Source organism: Flavobacterium acetivorans, from assembly GCF_020911885.1.
GTDB classification, from domain to species: Bacteria; Bacteroidota; Bacteroidia; order Flavobacteriales; family Flavobacteriaceae; genus Flavobacterium; species Flavobacterium acetivorans.
The window spans coordinates 1191632-1215342 of sequence record NZ_CP087132.1 but is presented as its reverse complement, the minus strand read 5'-3'; the positions used below and the strand labels follow the sequence as shown (position 1 = coordinate 1215342).

Sequence of the window (23711 nt, the reverse complement as noted above, 5' to 3'; positions counted from 1 at the left end):
CAGGCTTTTACAAAAAAAAATTAACCCATTTTAATTAAAATAAAGAATCCATAAGCTCCAGAATTAATTCAATTTAAAATTAATCTGCATTTTTTCTAATTCAAAAAGCAATTCGTTTGAGATTTTAATTTTTAATTTTCTACTTGGCATCGACAACTTCGTCACTACATTGATCTCTTCTATCTCGGTAACTCCAACTGTGTTTGAAGAATCGGATTCTGAAGTTTCGACATCATCGATTTCTTCAACAAAAGCATCTTCGTCGTTTTCAGAAACTACCGGATCTGCCTGCACAATCTTCCTGACTTTCTCCAGCTCCATGATTTCAAAAGTAACTTGATTGTCTCCTTTATTCTCCTGAAAAAGTCGGCTTAGTTTATGAATAAATTCCGCCTGTAAATCTTTTATATTCAACAGCAAAATCAACTTTTTGGCAAAATCATCCAAGACATCCTGTAAATACTGCACTAAAGTGAACTGTATTCTGGGTTCACTGCGTTTCCCTGTATCCTGATTAACCCAGCCTTCTTTGACCAATACCTTTATGTAGGTAAAGTTATTTTGAATAAAAAAATGCCTGAACTTTAGATATTCTTCACCAAAAATTTTAAATTCATAACTTTCATCATAGCCTTCTAAGGTAAAAATCCCCCAGCCTTTTCCATTTTTGGCCACGCGATGCTGAACGTTATTGATTATTCCGCCAAACGACAGACTTTTCCCTACGTACAAATCCAGACTTTTAAGAGCTTCTAACTTAGCGTTACAAAAATATTTCATTTCAAATTTGTAATCATCCAACGGATGTCCCGAAATATAAATCCCAACAACTTCTTTTTCTTTGGCCAATTTTTCCATCGTACTCCAATCCTCGCAAGGCGGTACAACAGGTTCCGCAATTTGCACATCGCTGGCTTCTCCAAACAAACTCACCTGTGACGAATTCTCGTTTTCCTGAAATTTAGCACCGTAACGAATCGCCTTTTCATAAAAAGTAATTCCGTCACCGTCATCATGAAAATACTGTGCCCGAGTGGTTCCCAAAAAAGAATCGAATCCTCCGGCCAAAGCCAGATTTTCTAATGCTTTTTTATTGGCGGCACGCAAATCGATACGCTTGGTCAAATCAAAAATAGACTTGTATTTCCCGTCTTTTCTATTCTCTACGATAGTTGCCACGGCTCCAGAACCCACACCTTTAATAGCCCCCATCCCAAAACGCACCGCATAATCATCATTTACGGTAAATTTATGAAAAGACTCATTGACATCAGGCCCTAAAACCTGCAGCCCCATACGCTTACATTCTTCCATAAAGAACGACACCTGCTTGATGTCACTCATATTATTCGAAAGTACCGCAGCCATATATTCTGCCGGATAATGCGCTTTTAGATAGGCCGTTTGATAAGCAATCCAAGCATAACAAGTAGAGTGCGATTTATTAAAGGCATAACTCGCAAAAGCTTCCCAGTCTTTCCATATTTTCTCTAATACTTTAGCATCATGACCTTTGGCAGCGGCTTGTTCTACAAACTTTGGTTTCATTTTATCCAAAACGTCTTTTTGCTTTTTACCCATGGCTTTACGCAAAACGTCAGCCTCACCTTTGGTAAAATCGGCCAAGGACTGAGACAAAAGCATCACCTGCTCCTGATAGACCGTAATTCCATAGGTTTCACCAAGGTATTCTTCGCAGGCATCTAAATCATAAACAATAGGTTCCTCTCCATTTTTTCTTCGAACAAAAGAAGGAATATATTCCAAAGGTCCCGGACGATACAAGGCATTCATCGCAATCAAATCCCCAAAAACCGTTGGTTTCAGGTCCTTCATGTATTTCTGCATTCCGGGTGACTCGTATTGGAATATCCCCACCGTTTCCCCTCTTTGGAACAACTCATAGGTTTTGACATCGTCAATCGGGAAAGTGTCCGGATCCAATTGAATTCCGGTTCTGTATTTTACTAGTTTTACAGTGTCTTTTATCAAAGTTAGGGTCTTCAAACCCAAGAAGTCCATTTTTAATAGTCCGGCACTTTCAGCAACCGAGTTATCAAATTGGGTCACATATAAATCCGAATCTTTGGCCGTGGTTACCGGAACGAAATTAGTGATATCCGATGGCGTGATAATCACCCCACAGGCGTGAATACCCGTGTTTCGCATCGAGCCTTCCAAAATTTTCGCCTGTTGAATAGTTTCTCCTGCCAAACTATCTTCATTGGCAATGGCAATCAGCTCTTTTACATTCTCAAATTCGTCCGAACGCAAGGCTTTTTTAACATCTTCTTCTTTTTCTGAAATAAAACGCGCCAAATTCCATTTAGAAGGCATCATAGCCGGAATCAGTTTTGCAATCCTGTCGGCTTCAAACAAAGGCAAATCAAGCACCCGAGCCGTATCACGAATCGCTGATTTGGTTGCCATTTTACCATAGGTGATAATCTGAGCCACCTGATTGGCTCCGTATTTTTTGATTACATAATCCATTACACGACCACGACCTTCATCATCAAAGTCAATATCGATATCGGGCATGGACACACGATCAGGATTCAGGAAACGCTCAAAAAGCAAGTCGTACTTAATCGGGTCAATATTGGTAATTCCAAGACAATACGCCACCGCCGAACCCGCTGCCGAACCACGACCCGGCCCTACAGAAACATCCATTTCCCGTGCTTTGGCGATAAAATCCTGCACAATCAAGAAATAACCCGGATATCCGGAATTGGAAATAGTCAATAACTCAAAATCCAATCGTTCCTGAATAGAGGGTGTAATTTCACCATATCTTTTTTCCGCCCCTACCATAGTTAGGTGACGCAAATATTTATTCTCCCCTCTTACTCCTCCATCCGCTTCATCTTCAGCAACTACAAATTCTACTGGAATATCGTATTTAGGCAGCAATACATCCCTGTAAAGCGAGTAAATTTCGACCTTGTCTACAATCTCCTGAATATTAATAATGGCTTCAGGCAAATCAGCAAAGAGTTTTTTCATCTCTTCTCCCGACTTGTAATAATATTCCTGATTGGGTAAGCCATAACGATAGCCTCGGCCTCGACCTATTGGCGTTGCTTGCTTCTCCCCATCTTTTACACACAATAAAATATCATGCGCATTCGCATCTTCTTTATTTACATAATAGGTATTGTTAGTAGCGATTAATTTTACATCGTGTTTTTTTGAAAATTCAATCAGGGTTTTATTCACCCTGTTTTCATCCTCTTGATTATGACGCATGATTTCGATATAAAAATCAGCTCCAAATTGTTCCTTCCACCAAAGCAAGGCTTCTTCGGCTTGGTTTTCACCAATGTTTAGAATTTTACTCGGAATCTCTCCGTATAAATTCCCGGACAACACCATGACATCTTCCTTGTATTTTTCTACAATCTTTCGGTCAATACGCGGTACATAGTAAAACCCATCTGTAAAAGCTATCGAAGCCATTTTGGCTAAATTATGATAGCCTTTTTTGTTTTTGGCTAATAAAACAACTTGATATCCATTGTCTTTTTTGGTTTTATCCAAATGATTCTCGCAAATATTAAACTCGCAACCTACAATGGGTTTGATTTCGGTTTCTGTTGGTTCTTCTCCATTTTCTACCAAAGATTTATTTTTGGCAGAAGCTCCTTTGTTATGGTTCATTATCGCACTCACAAAATGGAAAGCTCCCATCATATTACCGGTATCGGTCATAGCTACAGCCGGAAAACCATACTTAGCAGTTACGGAAACCAAAGGCCCCATTCCAATAGTCGATTGCAAAACCGAAAATTGAGTATGATTGTGCAAATGAGCAAACTTGGCCGCCGAAAAATCTTTTTTATCTGCATCCGAAATAATCGTTTGCGAAAGATCCTGTCCAACCTCTTGAAGCTGCTGACGAATCTTATCCGAAGCTGCCTTTAAATTGATATGTTTTAATCCAATAAGTTGAATTTCTCTTGGATTCTTAGCTTGGAAATCCTGAAAATAACTCGCCGGAACATCCAGCTGTTCTTTGGTAAAATTTTCTCTTCTAATTAATTCTAAAAAACAACGCGTAGTTGCCTCCACATCGGCAGTGGCATTGTGCGCCTCAGCAAACGGCTTATTAAAAAGAAAACTATGTAATTCAGTCAAGGTAGGTAGCTTAAACCTTCCTCCACGACCACCCGGCAATTGCAATAAAGAAGCCGTAACTTCGGTACAGGTATCGAGAACCGGAATATTAGCCATTGGACTTTCGACCCCAAAACGGTAAAATTCACAACCCATAATATTGACATCAAAACCTAAATTCTGACCTACAATAAATTTGGCTTTGCCTAGTGCAACATTGAATTTCTCCAAAACTTCCGCCAACGAAATACCTTCGGCTTCGGCCAATTCAGTAGAAATACCGTGAATTCGTTCGGCATCATAGGGAATATTAAAGCCGTCTGGCCTCACCAAATAATCCTGATGTTCGATGAGTTTCCCCATGTCATCATGCAACTGCCAAGCGATTTGAATACATCGCGGCCAGTTGTTCGTATCGGTTATGGGGGCGTCCCAACGCTTAGGTAATCCTGTAGTTTCGGTATCGAATATTAAGTACATAATTGCAAATGAGATGATTGTAATTTCAAAAAATTACAAAAATTGAATTTCAAATTTAGTTTTTTTTCAAGTAAGAACTAAGGCAAGTTATCAACAAAAGAACATCCAAAGATCCCATCATTGTTTCTTTAAAATTCCCACAACCAAATTTAAAAATCTTCTAATTAACGAGCTGCTTAATTTTTTGGATGTCGTAGTATTTTACAAAAAAAATGAACAAACAAATGAAACAAAATATCCTTTTTTCGCCTAATAAAAAACAATTGAACACGATCAATCAAAAAAACACAAAAGAAGCAATCATTGCTAATTATAAACAAAAATATCGTTTATATTAAATTATTTTTAAAACAACCTTCAATTTGAAATGATTTTAAAGCACATGAATAATTTTAAAAAAAAACATTCCTTCACCTTTAAACGAAAAATAAAAGAAAATTAAAACCAAAACCAAACTGCTTTATAAAATTATTTGCAAACAAAATTAAGCACTAGACAGTTGTAAAAACGGCGTTGGGTATCGTATATAATGAATAATCGAAATTTATTTTATTGACTCTTTTAATAAATTTGCTCTCATTGCTACGGCTTTATTTAAAGAATTGGGCTGAACAAAGAAGAAATACACTAAAAAAATAGTTAAAAATGAGTACTACATTATTCGACAAAGTATGGGATTCGCACGTGGTGCGTAAAATTGAAGATGGACCGGACGTTTTTTTTATTGACCGTCATTTCATCCATGAAGTTACTAGTCCTGTAGCTTTTTTAGGTTTAAAATCAAGAGGGGTTTCCGTTTTATATCCGGAACGTACTTTTGCCACTGCCGATCACAACACACCAACTATAAACCAACATTTGCCTGTTGAAGATGCTTTATCTGCCAATCAGCTGAAAGCTTTAGAAGATAATGCTGCCGAATATGGCATTTCACACTGGGGATTAGGTCATCAAAAAAACGGAATTGTACATGTTGTAGGTCCTGAAAACGGAATTACTTTACCTGGAGCAACAATCGTTTGTGGGGATTCTCACACTTCTACCCACGGTGCTTTTGGCGCAATCGCTTTCGGTATCGGAACTTCAGAAGTTGAAATGGTTCTTTCTACCCAGTGTATCATGCAGCCGAAGCCAAAGAAAATGCGTATTAACGTAAATGGCAAATTAAGCAAAGGAGTGGGACCAAAAGATGTCGCTCTTTATATCATCTCTCAATTGACTACTTCGGGAGGTACGGGATATTTTGTGGAATATGCCGGAAATGTTTTCGAAGAAATGTCTATGGAAGGTCGTATGACGGTTTGTAACCTAAGTATCGAAATGGGTGCTCGTGGTGGTATGATTGCTCCCGACCAAAAAACATTCGATTTCCTTGAAGGAAGACTATACGCTCCTAAAGGTGAAGCTTGGGATAAAGCCGTTGCGTACTGGAAAACCTTGAAAACCGATGCAGACGCCGTTTTTGATGCTGAATTAAACATCAATGCCGAAGACATTGAACCCATGATTACTTATGGTACCAACCCTGGAATGGGAATTGGCATCTCTGCAACTATTCCAAATGCCAACCAAGTAGAAGGTGGTGAGGAAACTTACAAAAAATCTTTGGCCTATATGGGCTTCGAAGAAAACGACGTAATGATTGGCAAACCTATTGATTTTGTTTTCTTGGGAAGTTGCACCAATGGCCGAATTGAAGATTTCAGAGCTTTTACCGAAATTGTAAAAGGACGAAAAAAAGCCGATAACGTAACCGCTTGGCTAGTTCCGGGTTCTCATGTTGTTGAAGCGCAAATCAAAGAAGAAGGACTATTAGACATTCTTACCGAAGCTGGATTTGTATTGCGTCAGCCGGGATGTTCGGCTTGTTTGGCGATGAATGATGATAAAGTTCCTGCAGGAAAATATACGGTAAGTACTTCCAACAGAAACTTTGAAGGTCGTCAAGGTCCAGGCTCAAGAACTTTATTGGCCAGTCCGATTATGGCTGCTGCTGCTGCAGTTACCGGAGTATTAACCGATCCGAGAGAGCTTTTTTAAAGATTTATGAATGAAGATTAACGATTTTTGATTTCAGATTTCGACACACTTCATTAAAAAATCTCCTAAAAATTTCAATTTACATTTTACAAAAAAAAATTAACGCCTACTATTTTACATTCGAATAAATCTAAAATCAGAAATCGTTAATCAAAAATAAAAAATCAAATGGCATACGATAAATTTAACATCCTTAGAAGTAGTGCAGTGCCACTACCTATCGAAAACGTAGATACTGATCAAATTATTCCGGCGCGTTTCTTGAAAGCAACAGAACGTGTTGGTTTTGGCGATAACCTTTTCCGCGATTGGAGATACAATGGAGACGATTCTCCAAAAGCAGATTTCGTTTTGAATGATACAACTTATAGCGGAAAAATATTAGTAGGCGGAAAAAATTTTGGTTCAGGTTCTTCCAGAGAGCATGCTGCTTGGGCGGTTTACGATTACGGATTCCGTGCGGTAGTTTCTTCTTTCTTTGCTGACATTTTCAAAGGAAACTGTCTAAACATCGGGGTTTTACCAGTTCAAGTTAGCCCAGAGTTTGCTGATGCTATTTTCAAAGCTATTGAAGCTGATCCAAAAACCGAATTGGAAATCAACCTAGAGGCGCAAACTATTACCTTATTAACAACAGGACAACAAGAATCTTTTGCCATCAATGGTTACAAAAAGAACAATATGTTGAATGGTTTTGATGACATCGATTATTTACAAAACATCAAAGAAGAAATTATTGGCTTTGCCGATAAACTTCCTTATTAAAAGCAACCAATAAACGCAGTTACTCTAGTCTCAACTTTATTGGTGAGCTAAGTAACTGCTTTTACTATTATCCAAAAAAACACAGGCATTCGACTGCAGAGTATCATTAAAACAAAAATCGTATTAGTATTAAGATGGAAAAAAGAAAAATTGAAATAATGGACACCACACTCCGTGATGGCGAACAAACCTCAGGAGTATCCTTTTCTGCTGCAGAGAAGCTAACCATTGCACAATTGTTGTTGGAGGAATTAAATATTGATAGAATCGAAATTGCTTCGGCACGCGTGAGTGAAGGCGAATTTCAAGGTGTAAAAGGAATAATGGTTTGGGCTGAAGAAAAAGGATATAGCAATAAAATTGAAGTGCTAACATTTGTTGACGGCGGACTTTCTATCGAATGGATGAAAAAAGCCGGAGCTAAGGTTCAAAACTTATTAACCAAAGGTTCTTTGAATCATTTGACACATCAATTAAAGAAAACACCCGAACAACATTTTGCCGAAATTGCACAAGCCATTGCGTTGGCAAATGAGAACAATATTGTTACCAATGTCTATTTGGAAGATTGGAGCAACGGCATGCGCAATTCTCCTGAATATGTTTTTCAGTATTTAGATTTTCTGACCAAACAACCCATCAAAAGAGTCTTACTTCCAGACACTTTAGGCGTTTTAATACCTTCTGAAACCTTCGAATTTATCTCTAAAATTGTAACGAGATACCCAAATACCCATTTTGATTTTCACGCACATAATGACTACGATTTAAGTATCGCCAATGTAATGGAAGCTTTAAAAGCAGGTATACAGGGACTTCATGTAACCGTAAACGGTATGGGAGAACGTGCTGGGAACGCTCCGCTTGAAAGTACCGTTGCCGTAATCAATGATTTCATGCCTGAGATTGCAATCAATGTAAAAGAATCTTCTTTGTACTCCGTGAGTAAATTGGTGGAAACATTTACAGGTTATAGAATTCCCGCCAACAAACCCATTGTTGGTGACAATGTTTTCACACAAACTGCAGGAATTCATGCCGACGGCGATAACAAAAACAATCTCTACTTTAATGATTTATTACCAGAACGTTTTGGCAGAAAAAGAAAATATGCCTTAGGAAAAACTTCGGGAAAAGCTAATATCGAGAAAAATCTTCAGGAGCTAGGTTTAAAATTAAATCCTGAAGATCTAAAATTAGTCACCCAAAGAATCATTGAATTAGGAGACAAAAAAGAAACCGTTACTAAAGAGGATTTGCCTTATATTATTTCTGATGTTTTGGACAGCCAAAGCTATCAGGAAAGAATTATAGTCCAATCGTATATTTTATCGCACGCCAAAGGAATGCGCCCTTCAACAACACTTTGCCTTAAAATTGAAGGAGAAATCATTGAAGAACATGCCCAAGGCGATGGCCAGTTTGACGCTTTTATGAATGCTTTGGCAAAAATATACAAGAGCAAAGAGCTCGAATTGCCTCAACTAATCGATTATGCAGTGCGAATCCCTCCCGGAAGTAGCTCAGACGCTTTATGCGAAACCATAATCACTTGGACAAGTAACGGAAAAGAATTCAAAACAAGAGGTTTGGATTCTGACCAAACAGTTGCTGCAATCATAGCAACACAAAAAATGCTGAATGTAGCAGCAAACTAATCCTTAAAACAACAATACAAAATCTCTATAATGAAATACACCATTGCCCTTTTAGCCGGAGACGGAATTGGACCAGAAGTAATCAATGAAGCCGTAAAGGTTTCGGATGCTATTGCCAAAAAATTCAATCATGAAATTACCTGGACTCCAGCTCTTACAGGAGCTTGCGCCATTGATGCCGTTGGCGTTCCCTATCCTGACGAAACGCACGAAATCTGTATGAAAGCCGATGCGGTTTTGTTCGGAGCTATCGGACATCCGAAATATGACAACGATCCATCAGCACCCGTAAGACCGGAACAAGGATTATTATTGATGCGCAAAAAACTAGGTTTGTTTGCCAATGTACGACCAACTTTTACCTTTCCGTCTTTAATTGATAATTCTCCTTTAAAAAGAGAACGCATCGAAGGAACCGATTTGGTTTTCTTAAGAGAGCTTACCGGTGGAATTTATTTTGGAGAAAAAGGAAGAAGAGACCACGGAGAAACAGCTTTCGACAACTGCGTTTACACCAGAGCAGAAGTACAACGTTTGGCAAAAAAAGGTTTCGAATTAGCAATGACACGTTCTAAAAAATTATGTTGTGTGGACAAAGCCAACGTTTTGGAAACTTCCCGTTTGTGGAGAGAAACTGTTCAAGCCATGGAAAAAGAGTATCCAGAGGTGACTGTTTCTTACGAATTTGTAGATGCGGTTGCGATGCGATTAGTACAATGGCCCAACTCTTATGACGTTTTAATTACCGAAAACTTATTTGGAGATATTTTAACAGATGAAGCTTCTGTAATATCAGGTTCTATGGGATTAATGCCTTCTGCATCCGTAGGAGAACACACTTCGTTGTACGAGCCAATTCACGGTTCTTATCCACAAGCAACCGGATTAAATATTGCTAATCCTTTAGCTACAATATTATCTGCAGCGATGATGTTTGAAGATGCTTTCGGCTTAAAAGAAGAAGCGGCAGCAATAAGAGAAGTCGTTAATAAATCACTCGAACAAGGAATTGTTACCGAAGATTTAGCAGAAAAAGGAAACAAAGCATATAAAACCAGCGAAGTAGGAGACTGGCTGGTTGCTAATTTGTAAAGATGCACCGCAGAAATGTAAAGACGCATTGCAGTGCGTCTCTACACAATACAAAACAATATACAAACAAAAAAGCTGTCAATTTTCATTGACAGCTTTTTTTATATGATTGAAAAAAATATTAATATCTTCCTCTGTCTCCACCACCACGGTTGTCTCCACCACGGTTGTTTCCGTAACCTCCGCGAGAATCACCTCCACGGTTGTTGTTAAAACTTCTTCTTTCACCTTCTGGTTTAGGCTCAGATTTGTTTACTACAATTGCACGTCCTTGAACAGTCGCTCCGTTCAATTCGTCAATTGCTTTTTGAGCATCGTCATCATTTGGCATCTCAACAAAACCAAATCCTTTACTTCTTCCTGTAAATTTATCTGTGATAATTTTAACTGAATCAACTGCTCCGTAAGCCTCGAAAGACTCTCTTAAATCTGCTTCCTCAATACTGAATGGAAGGCTTCCAACAAAAATATTCATATGTACTTATTTATAATAATGCAACAAATGTAGACTATTTTTATTCTAATCCACTATCTATTAGCTTATTTATGTTTTTATTTTGATTAGCAAACATAGAATCCAAGTAAAATCAATCGATTGCAAATGGAATTGCTATTAATCATTCTATTGAACTAATGGTACTTTATAAAAAATCCCTTGCTGAAAATTTAAAAACTCACCCGCAAATGGATTATTGCTACTATTCACGGCATTAAATTTAAAAGTACCTGAAACTGTCCTCCCTAACTCATCATATTCTGTTATTACAATTTGACCATCGCCAAAACCAATTCCAGTAGAAAAAATAATTGTACCATCGGCTTCTGTCAAAATATAGGTCGCCCGCTTCGAAGTACTATTTCCTAAAAAATAAGTTTGAGGCAAAGCAGAAGTAGTTTTCAAAGTAATCACTTCGTTTCTGGAATAAGCCTCGATAGTTAAACCTCCATTGGCTTCTAAAATCGCTTTTGAATCGACAGCCCTCCAAAAAACATTGTCTTTTACGCCTTGAAAAGATGGATTATTAAACTTGACATCTTCTTGACAGGAAATCAAAAAAGACAACATACTAATAAATACAAGATATTTTTTCATAAACGCTTCTTTTACAATAACAAAAATATGCTTTTGTGTTCAAAAAAAAGAATTTACAACAAAAAAAGCCAGGTAAAAACTCCCTAAAACTTTCTTATTCATTACAATAAGCGCTATTGCTATATTAAAATAAATACTATATCTTTGCACCCTTAATTAATCGAGGTCGAGTACCTCAAAATTTAATCATAAGATTATGTCAGTAAAAATTAGATTACAAAGACACGGTAAAAAAGGAAAACCTTTTTACTGGGTTGTAGCTGCAGATGCACGCTCAAAAAGAGATGGTAAATACTTAGAGAAAATCGGTACTTACAATCCAAACACAAACCCAGCAACTATCGACTTAAACCTTGATAGCGCAGTAAAATGGTTGCACAATGGTGCTCAACCAACTGATACTGCTAAAGCAATTCTTTCTTACAAAGGAGCTTTATTGAAACACCACCTTGATGGAGGTATTCGTAAAGGAGCTTTAACTCAAGAACAAGCTGATGCTAAGTTAGCTGCTTGGTTAGAAGCAAAAGCTGGAAAAGTTGATGCTAAAAAAGACGGTTTAACAAAAGCGCAAGCTGATGCTAAAGCTAAAGCTTTTAAAGCAGAACAAGAAGTTAACGCTAAACGTTTAGCTGCAGCTGCTCAAGCAGAAGCTGACGCTATCGCTGCTGCAACACCAGTTGCTGAAGTAGAAGCTGAAGAAGCTCCTGCTGCAGAAGAAAATAACGAAACAACTGAAGCATAATTTAGTAGGCGAAGATGCGTAAAGAAGATTGTTTCTATTTGGGTAAAATCGCCAAAAAATTTAGTTTCAAAGGAGAAGTTCTGGCTTATTTAGACACGGACGAACCTGAGTTATACCAAAACTTGGAATCAGTGTTTGTTGAATGCAACAAACACTTGGTTCCTTTTTTTATTGAAAACAGCTCATTGCACAAAAACGATTTCCTTAGAATTCGTTTTGAAGATGTAAATACCGAAGAGGAAGCCGATGCTCTATTAGGCAACGACCTTTATCTACCTCTTAAAATGTTACCCAAACTTAGCGGCAATAAATTTTATTTTCACGAAGTAATTGGTTTTGAAGTAGAAGACAAACGCCTTGGCGTTGTTGGAAAAATTCAATCCATAAACGACACTACCGCCCAACCTCTTTTTGAAGTTCTCAACGGCAGCGTAGAAATTCTCATTCCGATGATCGACCATTTTCTGATAAAGATTGATCGCGAAAACAAAAAAGTCATCATGGATCTGCCGGAAGGACTTATCGAAATGTATCTTTAGAAAAGTATTCAGTGTTCAGTCGCAGTATTCAGTTGGTAAAAAACCTAAAAATCTGCATTCGTTAATCCAAAATCGCTATGTCCAAATTCCAATTCAAACAATTCTCTCTTGAACAAGACCGTTGTGCCATGAAAATTGGAACCGATGGTGTTTTATTAGGCGCCTGGACCCCATTAGACAACAATCCATCCCGCATTTTAGACATAGGAACAGGAACAGGAATCATTGCCTTAATGCTTTCACAAAGAAGTCAGGCAGAACAAATTGATGCTCTTGAGATTGACGACGAAGCCTACGAACAAGCAACTGATAATTTCGAAAACTCCCCTTGGAACGACCGCTTATTTTGTTTTCATGCCGGCTTGGATGAATTTGTCGAAGAACCCGAAGACGAATACGACCTAATCGTTTCCAATCCTCCATTTTACTCCGAAGACTATAAAACAGCTTGCGATCAAAGGGATTTAGCCCGCTTTCAAGACGCCATGCCTTTTGAAGATTTGATTGAAGCGGCTGATTTATTATTATCCGAAAACGGAATTTTTTCCGTTATCATTCCATTCAAAGAAGAAGATAAATTTCTGACTTTAGCCAAAGAATACGAATTATATCCTTTGAAAATCACTCGCGTAAAAGGTGCTCCAACTGCAGAAATCAAACGCAGTCTATTGGCTTTTAGCCGAAATGAAAATCCAAATTTCCCGATTGATGAATTAATTATAGAAACCGCCAGACATATTTATACTCCAGAATATATTGCCTTGACGAAGGATTTTTATTTGAAGATGTAAATTTCAAATAAAAACCAGTTATCTTCATAAATCCTATTTTTCAGAACAAGAGATCACTCCGCCCATTCTCCAAGCCCACAAATCAAAAATTCATCCCTTTTCAATCAAATTAACTTGCTTTTACAACATTTTAATCTGGTTTTGTTATATTTCTTTATGTAAATTTGTTTTCTAAAAACGAACGAACCATGAAACCAGACCTATTTCAAGCTCCCGATTATTACAACCTTGATGATTTACTAACTGAAGAACATAAATTAGTACGCGATTCAGCCCGTGCCTGGGTAAAACGCGAAGTCTCTCCAATTATAGAAGAATATGCTCAAAGAGCCGAATTTCCAAAACAAATCATAAAAGGTTTGGGAGAAATTGGTGGTTTTGGCCCATACATTCCGGTTGAATATGGCGGCGCAGGACTAGACCAAATTTCGTACGGTTTAATCATGCAGGAAATTGAACGTGGTGATGCAGGTGTTCGTTCTACCTCATCGGTACAATCTTCCTTAGTGATGTATCCCATTTGGAAATACGGAAACGAAGAACAAAGAATGAAATATTTACCCAAACTAGCCACTGGAGAATTCATCGGTTGTTTTGGATTAACAGAACCCGATCACGGTTCTGACCCTGGAAGCATGATCACCAACTTTAAAGACATGGGAGACCATTATTTATTGAACGGTGCCAAAATGTGGATTTCGAATGCTCCCTTCGCCGATATTGCCATTGTTTGGGCAAAAAACGAAGAGGGAAGAATTCACGGACTTATCGTAGAACGCGAAATGGAAGGCTTTAGCACTCCAGAAACACACAACAAATGGTCGCTTCGTGCCTCAGCTACCGGGGAATTAATTTTTGACAATGTAAAAGTACCTAAAACCAATTTATTACCTAATAAATCCGGACTTGGAGCGCCACTTGGATGTTTAGATTCTGCCCGTTATGGCATTGCCTGGGGCGCAATTGGTGCCGCCATGGATTGCTATGACACAGCGCTTCGTTATGCCAAAGAAAGAATCCAGTTTGACAAGCCTATCGCCGGAACACAATTACAGCAAAAGAAACTAGCCGAAATGATCACCGAAATCACCAAAGCACAATTATTGACTTGGCGTTTAGGCGTTTTAAGAAACGAAGGTAGAGCAACAACGGCTCAAATATCCATGGCCAAAAGAAATAATGTTGACATGGCCATTCATATCGCACGAGAAGCAAGACAAATTCTTGGCGGCATGGGCATCACGGGCGAATACTCAATTATGCGCCATATGATGAACCTAGAATCTGTAATTACCTACGAAGGAACACATGATATCCATTTGTTGATTACAGGAATGGACATTACCGGAATTCCAGCATTTAAATAAAATAAACAACTATTAAAGTATTTATAAAATTGATCCTAAAAGCTTCTTGTAGACAGGAAGCTTTTTTATATTTACTCCAAAAAAAATTGATATGAATATTCAGCATATAAACGACACTATTGCACCTCAAAAAAAGGCGTTGCTGCTTCACCCACTTTACAAAAAAGTAAAGACCATCGAAGACTTACAATGTTTTCTGGAGAACCATGTGTTTGCGGTTTGGGACTTTATGTCATTATTAAAAGCTTTACAAACCAAACTAACCTGTACTACCACACCTTGGTTTGCTACCAGTAATCCTCAAACTCGCTACCTGATAAATGAAATCGTATTAGCCGAAGAATCGGACCTAACGCTTGACGGTCGCCGCCAAAGTCATTACGAAATGTACATTGAAGCGATGAAAGATTGCGGGGCAGACACTTCAGAAATTGAACATTTTTTATCCGAGATCCATTCGTTACAAAACATATTTGTAGCTATACGAACAAGTAGTCTGCATCCTAAAATAAAAGCTTTTTTAGACTTTACTTTCAGTGTTATTGAACAGGGCAAGCCGCACGAAATAGCTGCAGCTTTTACCTTTGGAAGAGAAGATTTGATTCCGAGTATGTTTACCGAAATCTTAAAAAACTTTCAAGCCAATTTCCCAGATACGGACTTAAGCAAACTCATTTACTATTTCGAAAGACATATCGAATTGGATGCCGATGAACATGGCCCGATGGCAATGCACATGATCAACGAGCTGTGTGAAAACGACACTCGAAAATGGCGAGAAGCTGAAGAAATATCGGTATTGGCTTTAGAAAAACGCATCGGTCTTTGGGACGCAATTGAAGAACATATCATGGAAAATCATTTGACCACAACATAAAAAAAGTCCCAACTAAACATTGGGACTTTTCTATTTTAACTTTCTGGAGCTAGCTCTAATTCTAAACCTTCCAGATTTTCAGTAATTGGAATTTGACATCCCAAACGACTGTTTGATTTCACGTAAAAAGCTTCCGAAAGCATCGCTTCTTCATCCTCGCCCATTTCAGGCAATGCAACATCGTTCAACACATAACACTGACAAGAAGCACACATAGCCATACCACCACAAGTCCCTTCAACAGGAAGCTCATAAGCTTTACACAATTCCATGATATTCATGGCCATATCTGTTGGAGCCTGTAATTCATGAACGACTCCTTCTCTATCTTTTATTTTTATTAATACATCCATTGCTATTCGTGATGGGTTTTGAATTAATTTTTTTGAATTGAAAACTAAATGTTGCGATCTCAAAAATTATTAAGATCCAATTGAAACAAACATTCCACTTTAAATTCACCTTTTAACACTAAAGATTACTTCGATTGTGCTATTCAGAAAGCATACAACTCTCTTATCATCGACACAATCTAGCTTTCCACGTCTAATTTACAAGACATTTACAACAGTTTCAATTTGTGGCGCAAACTTTTTGATTGTAGTTTCCACTCCAGCTCTAAGAGTCATTTGATTTACACTACAACTCGTGCAGGCGCCTTCAAGTCGCACTTTCACATGTTTACCATCTTCAATGGAAATAAGCGTAATATCACCTCCGTCAGAAACTAAAAAAGGTCTAATTTCCTCGAGTGCTTTTTGAACTTCGCTTGTTAATTCTTCTGTTGTCATATTTTAAATTATTGGATTATTAGCGTGTTGGATTAGCAGACTTAATTATTTATCTAATGATCCAATACTCTAAGAAGTCTATTTTTTTACTGCTGAACAACCTGCCATAGTCGTTATCTTGATAGCTTCGGTAGCAGGAAGACTTTCATTTCTTCTTACCGTTTCTGCCACTACCTTACGTGTAATTTCTTCAAAAACACTTTCGGTCACAGAACCTGTTTGCATAGCAGCCGGACGTCCGTAATCTCCCGCTTCACGGATAGATTGTACGATTGGCACTTCACCAAAGAACGGTACTTCTAAATCTTCTGCCAAATTCTTAGCTCCTTCTTGACCAAAGATGTAGTATTTATTGTTTGGCAATTCCTCTGGCGTGAAATAAGCCATGTTTTCAATAATTCCCAAGACAGGTACATTTATTGCATCCGACAAAAACATAGAAACTCCTTTTTTAGCATCTGCCAAGGCCACCGCTTGAGGCGTACTTACCACAACAGCACCGGTAACAGGTAATGATTGCATAATCGATAAATGAATATCTCCTGTTCCTGGAGGCAAATCGATTAACATGAAGTCCAATTCTCCCCAATCAGCATCAAAAATCATTTGATTCAAAGCCTTAGAAGCCATCGGACCTCTCCAGATTACTGCCTGACTTGGCGAAGTAAAAAATCCTATCGAAAGCATTTTTACTTCATAACTTTCTACCGGTTTCATTTTGGATTTCCCATCAACAGTAACCGAAATTGGTTTTTCATTCTCTACATCAAACATAATAGGCATAGATGGACCATAAATATCGGCATCAAGAACACCTACACTAAAACCCATTTTAGCAAGTGATACTGCTAAATTAGCCGTAACGGTCGATTTCCCCACTCCTCCTTTACCGGAAGCAACAGCAATAATATTTTTTATTCCCGGAATTGCTTTTCCTTTAATTTGATTTGGATTTTCGGCCGCGACCGCTTCAACCTTACTATTTACTTTCACTTTCGCATCAGCAGAAACTAAATCATGAATCGTTTTCTTGATGTCATCTTCTGCTCTTTTCTTGATATGCATCGCAGGCGTGTGTAAAACTAAATCTACCACTACTTCATCACCAAAAGTAATTACATTTGTAACTGCACCGCTCTCTACCATGTTTTTTCCTTCTCCCGCTATAGTAATTGTTTCCAAAGCTTTAAGGATATCTTTTCTGTCTAATTTCATTATAAGTGTATGTTTTTTTGACAGCTTCTAGCCGTACTATTGCTATCTTTATTTAAACTGATTTTAGATTGCAAATATACTATGAAAAGTTCTTATTATAAAGAAATTAGGCTGGATTTATTAAGTCTTTCATCGGCTCAAAATAGAAATGAGTTATAGCAATTCCAAAAGGGTTCAGAATTCAAAATCAGGCTCTAGTTATACAAGTATTCATCAAAGAAGCCTAATATTGCACCTCAGGCTGCCAAAAATGCTTTTCAAAATCCACAATCTGATTATCGATTACTTCAACCCCTTCACTTTCTAACAATTGTTGCATCAGATTGGTTCCATCAAAATGAAATTTTCCGGTCAGTAATCCTTTTCTGTTCACGACACGGTGCGCAGGAACATCCTCCATATCATGCGAAGCATTCATCGCATAACCCACCATTCGTGCCGAACGCGCTGCTCCCAATGCTTTGGCAATTGCCCCATAAGAAGTAACCCTTCCATAAGGGATTTTTCTGGCGATGGCATAGACTCTTTCGAAAAAATTATCGTCTGACATGGTATAAATATTAGAAACAGATCGATCCGAGACTATAAAACTGCGAATTAATCCAGATAAAACTTAATGATATTGAATAATGTAATCAGGGATATTAATCCAGTTATACAACCAATAATTGTATTCATGTTACGCAACAAATGATCTGCTTTGCTTTCTATTTTTTTAAAGAAAGTAATATAGAAATAAAAAACGATTGAAGATCCCAATACTACTCCGCTGACAAAAGTAAAAACCGAAGGCGTATCGAATGAAAAAAGCCTATAACTAGACAACGTTATACTGACAAAAACATAATAAGGAATAGGAAAAAAATTGAGCGCCGAAAGTAACATTCCCAGAAAAAAACGCTTCTTTTTACTGCTTTGTTTAATTTTAGCTTTCTTGATTTTGGGCTTTTTGGCTATCCACAAAAAATAAACCGTTAAAGCACCAAATATTCCAAAACCAACTTCTCGCAATAAGATGATAATATCCGGGCGAATATTAATCACACGAGCAAATATGATAGCCAAATAAGCTTGAAAAAAAATTACAATTACTGCTCCCAGAATAAACCATAATGAATTTCTCAACCCTTCTTTCAAATTCACTTTGGCAGCCGTCATATTAATCAAACCCGGAGGTATAATCCCTATAACAGCCGTTAGGAACCCTAAAAAAAAGGTGGTCATAAAATTCATTTACTAAGATTAAAGCATTCGAAAGAACAATCCAGACATTGCTGTACTATTATTCTTTAATTTTAAATCGAATATACGTAATTGCTTTGTTAATTTCCAAATATTGTTTTTCATAGAAAGTCTGAAAAGCAGTTACCTCTTCAGGACTACCTTCGTTTACATACACATTATGGTTAGCATACAAAACCTCATGTCCTTCACCATGAAGCAAGCCAAGAGTATAACCGTGCATGAATTCACTATCCGTTTTCAGATTTACAACACCTTCTTTTTTAAGTATTTTTTTATACAACTGCAAAAACTCCGAATTGGTCATTCTGTGTTTTGTTCTTTTGTATTTGATTTGAGGATCCGGAAAAGTAATCCAGATTTCATCTACTTCATTTTCGGCAAAAATATGATTGATTAACTCGATTTGAGTTCGAATAAAAGCCACATTGTGAAGTCCTGTTTCGACAGCAGTCTTGGCACCACGCCAAAAACGAGCCCCTTTAATGTCAATCCCCACAAAATTTTTATTAGGATATCTTTCGGCCAAACCTACAGAATATTCCCCTTTTCCACAGCCTAATTCCAAGACCACTGGATTGTCATTTTTAAAGAAATCTGAGTTCCATTTCCCTCTTAAAGGAAACAAATTACCTACTACCTCTTCTCTTGTCGGTTGAAAAACGTTATTGAATGTTTCGTTTTCCTTGAATCTTTTTAATTTATTTTTACTTCCCACGCTTTTACAGATATTTTGGCAAAATTAAGGAAATATATAAGACCGAATGGATTGGTGATGAAAATTAATTCAAAACCTCTAATAAACGCTAGTAGTTACTCGATTGCTGTTCTGTCCAAATCAAACTCTTCAATCAGCTTACTAAGCCCAAAAAAAATCAATTGCTCACTTTTTCTCTTGCAATTTTTCGATAAGAGCGTCTTCAATGCGAGCTTTTACTTTTATCACATCGCCGCTATTGTCATTAGGAATAGTCATCGACAAAACATAATGCTTTATTTTCCAATGCTTCCCTATTTTTACCAATACTCCAGAACCCCTACAGATTTTCATCTGCGTATTCAACAACTCATCAAACCAAGCTGTTTTTCCTGTTTCATCAAAATAAATATGGCGCTCCAAGGCGGTAAAACTCCATGCTTTTCCCTTATCAAAATGAGGTTTGGCATAAACCTGAAAATCCGTTTTATTCCAGTTCTCATTCGCATCAGTTCCAATGAAAACAGCATCTGAAGCCATGAAATTAAAATAAGCCTCATAATTGGCTTCGGCAGCGGCTTTGTGCCAAGAATCAAGTACAAGATTAATTTGATCCTCATCAGAAACCACAGCGTCTTTGGTTGATTTACAGGAAACCAAAACAACCAACAAGAAGAAAAAAGTTTTTTTCATGGTAAAAGAATTTGGATAAAAGTATAAAAAGTTTCCATACAATTAAGCGGATAAAAACAAATTCCCTTTGGAATTTAAGCTTCCAAAAACCCCTATTTATCAATGTATTCAACTGTTAACACCATTACAATTAACTTTTTTCAAAGAAAATATTTAGCTACCTTTAGTAAACAATTGTGCTATGAAAAAGTTTATTTTACCCATAGTAGCTCTTTTATTTGGTTTTTCAGTTGTCGCTGTGTACCAATACAAAAATAATGACCTTCTGGTTAAGGTGATTTACTTTGTCAAAAATCTCCCGGAATCCATCAGCGGAAAACCCATAAATTCTATTGACAACGCAAGTCTAAATAATTTTTTCAAAAAATACCCCCATTTAGACAAATTCCAATTGGAGGTAACTGCACTCTACAAAAAAAGAAACTACAAATCCATTTGGTATAATGACGGAGAACTTATAAAATTTGCCAATGAATTGTATTCCAAGTCGGAACAAATTGAAAATGAAGGACTGAAATTTGATTTGGCTTACAAAGATAAAATGGACGCCATCTTCAACGACGCCTCTGCCGCCAAAATCAGCCAAACCGAAAAAGAATTATTACTCTCTAGCCTCTATATCTATTATGCCAAAAAAGTATTTTATGGCATAGACACTGATGAAATACATCAAACCGGATGGTTCCTGCCCAGAAAGGAACTTTCTTATAAAAATTTATTGGATTCCTTATTGGCCGAACCGGAATTACTGGACAAAAATGAAAAAATACTCATTGGTCAATATTACAAACTACGAGCTGCCTTGCAAAAATACCGACAAATAGAAAAAAATAACGATTGGGAATTTATAGAAACCGAATCACAAATGAAGAAATACGGCCCCGGAGACAACGCAAAAACCATCAGTCAAATCAGGCACCGGCTTTTTGTTCTGGGCGATTTGCCCCAAGACTCTAAAAACAATCTCTATGATGAGGAGCTGAAAGCCGGCATTCTCAATTTCAAAACAAGAAACGGTTATAAACCGGATTACCTTATTGGTTCCCAACACATCAACCGCATGAATCAGTCTATAGAAAAATACATTCAGCTCATTAGCATCAACATGGAACGTTGCCGCTGGATTTCTCCAAAACTGGAAAAAGCCAATGAATTTATTGTTATCAATATCCCCTCTTTTCAATTATTCTATATCAAAAACGGGGAAAATGTATTAAGCTCTAGAGTATTTGTAGGCATCAATACGATGGAAACAGTGATTTTCAGCTCTACTATCAGCAGCATTGTGTTTAGCCCTTACTGGAATGTACCGCAAAGCATTTTGGAAAACGAAATTAAACCGGCGATGGAAAAAGACCCTGATTATTTGACCAAACACGATTTGGAATGGAATAAAAAAAGCCTCCGACAACGACCAGGACCAAAAAACGCTTTGGGAGTAGTCAAATTTGTCTTTCCCAACACCTACAGTATTTATTTGCATGATACTCCATACAAATTGAATTTCAATTTTGAATTTCCACGTTTCAGTCACGGCTGCATTAATATGCAAAAAGCCAAAGAACTGGCCTATAAAATTCTAGAAAACAATCCCCAATGGCCCATAGAAAAAATAAATGAAGCCATGAACAGCGGAGTAGAAACGGTCTATCTGCTAAAAAAACCCATCCCCATTCACATTGGCTATTTTACCTCTTGGGCAAATGACGAAGGAAAAATTAATTTCTATTTTGATATCTATACTAAAGATGATCTCCTGAGCGAATTTCTTTTTAATGACACCCTAAATTTAGCGGAAACGACTCCTGTCAAGAGACTATCAAACTAAGCCATTCAGCACACTTTTTCGTATCTTTAGCACTAATAATCAAACAGCACTAACATGAAACGCCCTCCTATCTGCTTTCTTTTTCTGGCCTGCTGCTTTGTACTTTTTAGCACTCCCCATATCCTAAAAGCCAATGCTAAAAAAACGATGCTCGTCCCTACAAAATTATTTTTCCAAAGAATCCCATCCTTCGAGCCCATTCCTTTTGACAGCACTTTAATCGCTCCTTTTTTTTCGAAATACCCAAAACTAAACTACCTCAAACCCGAAGTAGTACAATTGTACCGAAAACACAACTACCACTACCTATGGTTCGACTATAAAGGCCTTAATGAATTTGCCAACATTTTGTACGACAAAATCAACAATCTGGATCAAGAAGGCTTAAAAGTCCGAGTTCCGTACGAAGAAAAGATAAGAGCCATTTTTCAAGATCCGGACGATATGGAGAAATCAAACATCGAGGTCGAATTGCTAATGTCTTCGTTGTATTTTTTTTATGCCGATAGGGTATTCAAAGGCTTGAATGCTACAAAAACAGCAGAATTGGATTGGTATTTACCTCGAAAAAAACAATCCTACGTCAACAGCCTGGACTCCCTGCTTCGGGATCCCAAGCTGATCAACCAACAAGACAAAGATCTTCTTGGCCAATATTACCTTTTGAAAAATGCTTTGAAAAAGTATCGTGATATTGAAAAAAAAGGAGGGTGGAATCCTATTATTTTACCCAAAAAGATCAAATCCCTCAAACCCAAAGACACCGCAGAAGTCATTCTTCAAATTAGAAAGCGCCTTTTGGCCAGCGGTGACTTAGACAACGATTCCGGGAAAAATGTCTTTGATTCCGAATTATTGGCAGCAGTCTTGAAATACAAAAAAAGAAATGCTTTTGCGGCTGATTCGCTGTTGTTACCCAAACACATCGCCAACATGAATATTCCTATAAGCGAACACATCAAAACGATCATGATCAACATGGAACGCTGCCGCTGGATATCGCCTAGTTTGACTCGAAAAAAACAATACATTACGGTAAACATCCCTGCCTTTACTCTCACTTATTTCATAGACGGCAAACCCGAGTTGGTTTCCAAAGTCGTCGTAGGCAAAGCATTGAACAAAACGGCGGTTTTTAGCGGCGAATTGAGCCAAATTGTCTTCAGCCCTTATTGGAATGTACCCCCCAGCATTTTACAAAAAGAGATTTTACCTTCCATCGCCAAAAATCCCAACTATCTGGCTAAAAATGACATGGAATGGATTAATAATCGCGTGCGCCAACGCCCTGGGCCGCAAAACGCCTTGGGAAAAGTAAAGTTTGTTTTTCCTAATTCCCATATCATTTATATGCATGACACCCCCGCCAAAAGTCTTTTTAATCAAGATAGCAGAGCGTTCAGTCACGGTTGCATCCGCGTGGAGCGACCGCGGGATTTGGCAATTTTACTATTAAAGGAAGACCCAAACTGGCCAGTGGAAAAGATTGATGAAGCCATGAATAAGGGAATTGAAAAAACATACAACCTAAAGACAAAAATTCCCGTTTATATTGGTTATTTCACCGCTTGGGTAAATCGTGATGGAACAATCAATTTCTATGACGACATCTATGGACATGACGAGCGCCTCGCCGAAATACTTTTTACGGATTGATTTGAGATGAACTTTAGCATTTTCTT

General features: G+C 37.6%; 21 protein-coding genes. 11 read left to right on the top strand and 10 right to left on the bottom strand.

What is annotated here, in order from left to right; translation table 11 throughout:
* Positions 1-63: 63 nt before the first annotated feature.
* A complete protein-coding gene (gene dnaE, locus LNP19_RS05415; RefSeq protein WP_230063778.1) occupies positions 64-4599 on the bottom strand; it encodes a DNA polymerase III subunit alpha in 4536 nt (1511 codons plus the stop codon).
* Positions 4600-5244: 645 nt separating this feature from the next.
* On the opposite strand from dnaE, the gene leuC reads away from it, so the two are divergent.
* From leuC to leuB, 4 genes are all read left to right on the top strand, one after another.
* A complete protein-coding gene (gene leuC, locus LNP19_RS05410; RefSeq protein ID WP_230063777.1) occupies positions 5245-6639 on the top strand; it encodes a 3-isopropylmalate dehydratase large subunit in 1395 nt (464 codons plus the stop codon).
* 168 nt (positions 6640-6807) lie between these two features.
* A complete protein-coding gene (gene leuD, locus LNP19_RS05405; protein WP_230063776.1) occupies positions 6808-7404 on the top strand; it encodes a 3-isopropylmalate dehydratase small subunit in 597 nt (198 codons plus the stop codon).
* A 134-nt stretch (positions 7405-7538) separates the two neighbouring features.
* On the top strand, positions 7539-9062 hold the full coding sequence (locus LNP19_RS05400; protein ID WP_230063775.1) for an alpha-isopropylmalate synthase regulatory domain-containing protein: 1524 nt from the start codon (positions 7539-7541) through the stop codon (positions 9060-9062).
* A gap of 30 nt (positions 9063-9092) precedes the next feature.
* A complete protein-coding gene (gene leuB / locus LNP19_RS05395; RefSeq protein WP_230063774.1) occupies positions 9093-10154 on the top strand; it encodes a 3-isopropylmalate dehydrogenase in 1062 nt (353 codons plus the stop codon).
* A 121-nt stretch (positions 10155-10275) separates the two neighbouring features.
* Here the strand turns inward: leuB and rbp are convergent, their stop codons facing one another.
* The gene (gene rbp / locus LNP19_RS05390) at positions 10276-10629 is read right to left on the bottom strand and encodes an RNA-binding regulator (RefSeq protein ID WP_072945748.1); all 354 of its coding nucleotides are present in this window, start codon (positions 10627-10629) and stop codon (positions 10276-10278) included.
* Between the two features lie 147 nt (positions 10630-10776).
* On the bottom strand, positions 10777-11247 hold the full coding sequence (locus LNP19_RS05385; RefSeq protein WP_230063773.1) for a DUF6252 domain-containing protein: 471 nt from the start codon (positions 11245-11247) through the stop codon (positions 10777-10779).
* 196 nt (positions 11248-11443) lie between these two features.
* Between LNP19_RS05385 and LNP19_RS05380 the strand changes: the two genes are divergently transcribed.
* From LNP19_RS05380 to LNP19_RS05360, 5 genes are all read left to right on the top strand, one after another.
* Positions 11444-11989, top strand: coding sequence for a 30S ribosomal protein S16 (locus LNP19_RS05380; protein WP_230063772.1), 546 nt, complete (start codon positions 11444-11446; stop codon positions 11987-11989).
* Between the two features lie 14 nt (positions 11990-12003).
* Positions 12004-12528 (top strand): ribosome maturation factor RimM, encoded by a 525-nt coding sequence (rimM, locus tag LNP19_RS05375; RefSeq protein ID WP_230063771.1) that lies wholly within the window; start codon positions 12004-12006, stop codon positions 12526-12528.
* 77 nt (positions 12529-12605) lie between these two features.
* Positions 12606-13319: a tRNA1(Val) (adenine(37)-N6)-methyltransferase gene (locus tag LNP19_RS05370; RefSeq protein ID WP_230063770.1), complete on the top strand. Its 714-nt coding sequence runs from the start codon at positions 12606-12608 to the stop codon at positions 13317-13319.
* 188 nt (positions 13320-13507) lie between these two features.
* Complete coding sequence (locus LNP19_RS05365) at positions 13508-14686, top strand: acyl-CoA dehydrogenase family protein (RefSeq protein WP_230063769.1); 1179 nt, start codon at positions 13508-13510, stop codon at positions 14684-14686.
* Positions 14687-14777: 91 nt separating this feature from the next.
* The gene (locus LNP19_RS05360; RefSeq protein ID WP_230063768.1) at positions 14778-15563 is read left to right on the top strand and encodes a DUF3050 domain-containing protein; all 786 of its coding nucleotides are present in this window, start codon (positions 14778-14780) and stop codon (positions 15561-15563) included.
* Between the two features lie 35 nt (positions 15564-15598).
* Here LNP19_RS05360 and LNP19_RS05355 read toward each other — a convergent pair whose 3' ends face one another.
* The 7 genes from LNP19_RS05355 to LNP19_RS05325 form a co-directional block, all read right to left on the bottom strand.
* A complete protein-coding gene (locus tag LNP19_RS05355; protein WP_230063767.1) occupies positions 15599-15916 on the bottom strand; it encodes a 2Fe-2S iron-sulfur cluster-binding family protein in 318 nt (105 codons plus the stop codon).
* Positions 15917-16114: 198 nt separating this feature from the next.
* Positions 16115-16354 (bottom strand): NifU family protein, encoded by a 240-nt coding sequence (locus LNP19_RS05350; protein ID WP_230063766.1) that lies wholly within the window; start codon positions 16352-16354, stop codon positions 16115-16117.
* A gap of 78 nt (positions 16355-16432) precedes the next feature.
* Positions 16433-17569, bottom strand: coding sequence for an Mrp/NBP35 family ATP-binding protein (locus LNP19_RS05345; protein ID WP_230063765.1), 1137 nt, complete (start codon positions 17567-17569; stop codon positions 16433-16435).
* Between the two features lie 223 nt (positions 17570-17792).
* On the bottom strand, positions 17793-18119 hold the full coding sequence (locus LNP19_RS05340) for an MGMT family protein (protein ID WP_230063764.1): 327 nt from the start codon (positions 18117-18119) through the stop codon (positions 17793-17795).
* Positions 18120-18166: 47 nt separating this feature from the next.
* Positions 18167-18802, bottom strand: coding sequence for a LysE family transporter (locus tag LNP19_RS05335; protein WP_230063763.1), 636 nt, complete (start codon positions 18800-18802; stop codon positions 18167-18169).
* Positions 18803-18851: 49 nt separating this feature from the next.
* Positions 18852-19529, bottom strand: coding sequence for a tRNA (guanosine(46)-N7)-methyltransferase TrmB (trmB, locus tag LNP19_RS05330; protein WP_230063762.1), 678 nt, complete (start codon positions 19527-19529; stop codon positions 18852-18854).
* A gap of 165 nt (positions 19530-19694) precedes the next feature.
* A complete protein-coding gene (locus tag LNP19_RS05325; protein ID WP_230063761.1) occupies positions 19695-20201 on the bottom strand; it encodes a nuclear transport factor 2 family protein in 507 nt (168 codons plus the stop codon).
* A 181-nt stretch (positions 20202-20382) separates the two neighbouring features.
* Here LNP19_RS05325 and LNP19_RS05320 point away from each other — a divergent pair, with 181 nt between their 5' ends.
* Positions 20383-22029, top strand: coding sequence for a L,D-transpeptidase family protein (locus LNP19_RS05320; RefSeq protein WP_230063760.1), 1647 nt, complete (start codon positions 20383-20385; stop codon positions 22027-22029).
* A gap of 54 nt (positions 22030-22083) precedes the next feature.
* Positions 22084-23685, top strand: coding sequence for a L,D-transpeptidase family protein (locus LNP19_RS05315; RefSeq protein ID WP_230063759.1), 1602 nt, complete (start codon positions 22084-22086; stop codon positions 23683-23685).
* The last annotated feature ends 26 nt before the right edge of the window (positions 23686-23711 follow it).

What these genes read in the sequence shown, in the direction of transcription:
- LNP19_RS05380 (WP_230063772.1), top strand. Translation starts at nt 11,444, where the DNA reads ATGTCAGTAAAAATTAGATTACAAAGACACGGTAAAAAAGGAAAACCT.
- LNP19_RS05400 (WP_230063775.1), top strand. Translation starts at nt 7,539, where the DNA reads ATGGAAAAAAGAAAAATTGAAATAATGGACACCACACTCCGTGATGGC.
- LNP19_RS05320 (WP_230063760.1), top strand. Translation starts at nt 20,383, where the DNA reads ATGAAAAAGTTTATTTTACCCATAGTAGCTCTTTTATTTGGTTTTTCA.
- leuD (WP_230063776.1), top strand. Translation starts at nt 6,808, where the DNA reads ATGGCATACGATAAATTTAACATCCTTAGAAGTAGTGCAGTGCCACTA.
- LNP19_RS05335 (WP_230063763.1), bottom strand. Translation starts at nt 18,802, where the DNA reads ATGAATTTTATGACCACCTTTTTTTTAGGGTTCCTAACGGCTGTTATA.
- LNP19_RS05340 (WP_230063764.1), bottom strand. Translation starts at nt 18,119, where the DNA reads ATGTCAGACGATAATTTTTTCGAAAGAGTCTATGCCATCGCCAGAAAA.
- LNP19_RS05315 (WP_230063759.1), top strand. Translation starts at nt 22,084, where the DNA reads ATGAAACGCCCTCCTATCTGCTTTCTTTTTCTGGCCTGCTGCTTTGTA.
- LNP19_RS05345 (WP_230063765.1), bottom strand. Translation starts at nt 17,569, where the DNA reads ATGAAATTAGACAGAAAAGATATCCTTAAAGCTTTGGAAACAATTACT.
- LNP19_RS05365 (WP_230063769.1), top strand. Translation starts at nt 13,508, where the DNA reads ATGAAACCAGACCTATTTCAAGCTCCCGATTATTACAACCTTGATGAT.
- LNP19_RS05325 (WP_230063761.1), bottom strand. Translation starts at nt 20,201, where the DNA reads ATGAAAAAAACTTTTTTCTTCTTGTTGGTTGTTTTGGTTTCCTGTAAA.
- LNP19_RS05350 (WP_230063766.1), bottom strand. Translation starts at nt 16,354, where the DNA reads ATGACAACAGAAGAATTAACAAGCGAAGTTCAAAAAGCACTCGAGGAA.
- LNP19_RS05360 (WP_230063768.1), top strand. Translation starts at nt 14,778, where the DNA reads ATGAATATTCAGCATATAAACGACACTATTGCACCTCAAAAAAAGGCG.
- leuB (WP_230063774.1), top strand. Translation starts at nt 9,093, where the DNA reads ATGAAATACACCATTGCCCTTTTAGCCGGAGACGGAATTGGACCAGAA.
- LNP19_RS05355 (WP_230063767.1), bottom strand. Translation starts at nt 15,916, where the DNA reads ATGGATGTATTAATAAAAATAAAAGATAGAGAAGGAGTCGTTCATGAA.
- LNP19_RS05385 (WP_230063773.1), bottom strand. Translation starts at nt 11,247, where the DNA reads ATGAAAAAATATCTTGTATTTATTAGTATGTTGTCTTTTTTGATTTCC.
- LNP19_RS05370 (WP_230063770.1), top strand. Translation starts at nt 12,606, where the DNA reads ATGTCCAAATTCCAATTCAAACAATTCTCTCTTGAACAAGACCGTTGT.
- rimM (WP_230063771.1), top strand. Translation starts at nt 12,004, where the DNA reads ATGCGTAAAGAAGATTGTTTCTATTTGGGTAAAATCGCCAAAAAATTT.
- dnaE (WP_230063778.1), bottom strand. Translation starts at nt 4,599, where the DNA reads ATGTACTTAATATTCGATACCGAAACTACAGGATTACCTAAGCGTTGG.
- rbp (WP_072945748.1), bottom strand. Translation starts at nt 10,629, where the DNA reads ATGAATATTTTTGTTGGAAGCCTTCCATTCAGTATTGAGGAAGCAGAT.
- leuC (WP_230063777.1), top strand. Translation starts at nt 5,245, where the DNA reads ATGAGTACTACATTATTCGACAAAGTATGGGATTCGCACGTGGTGCGT.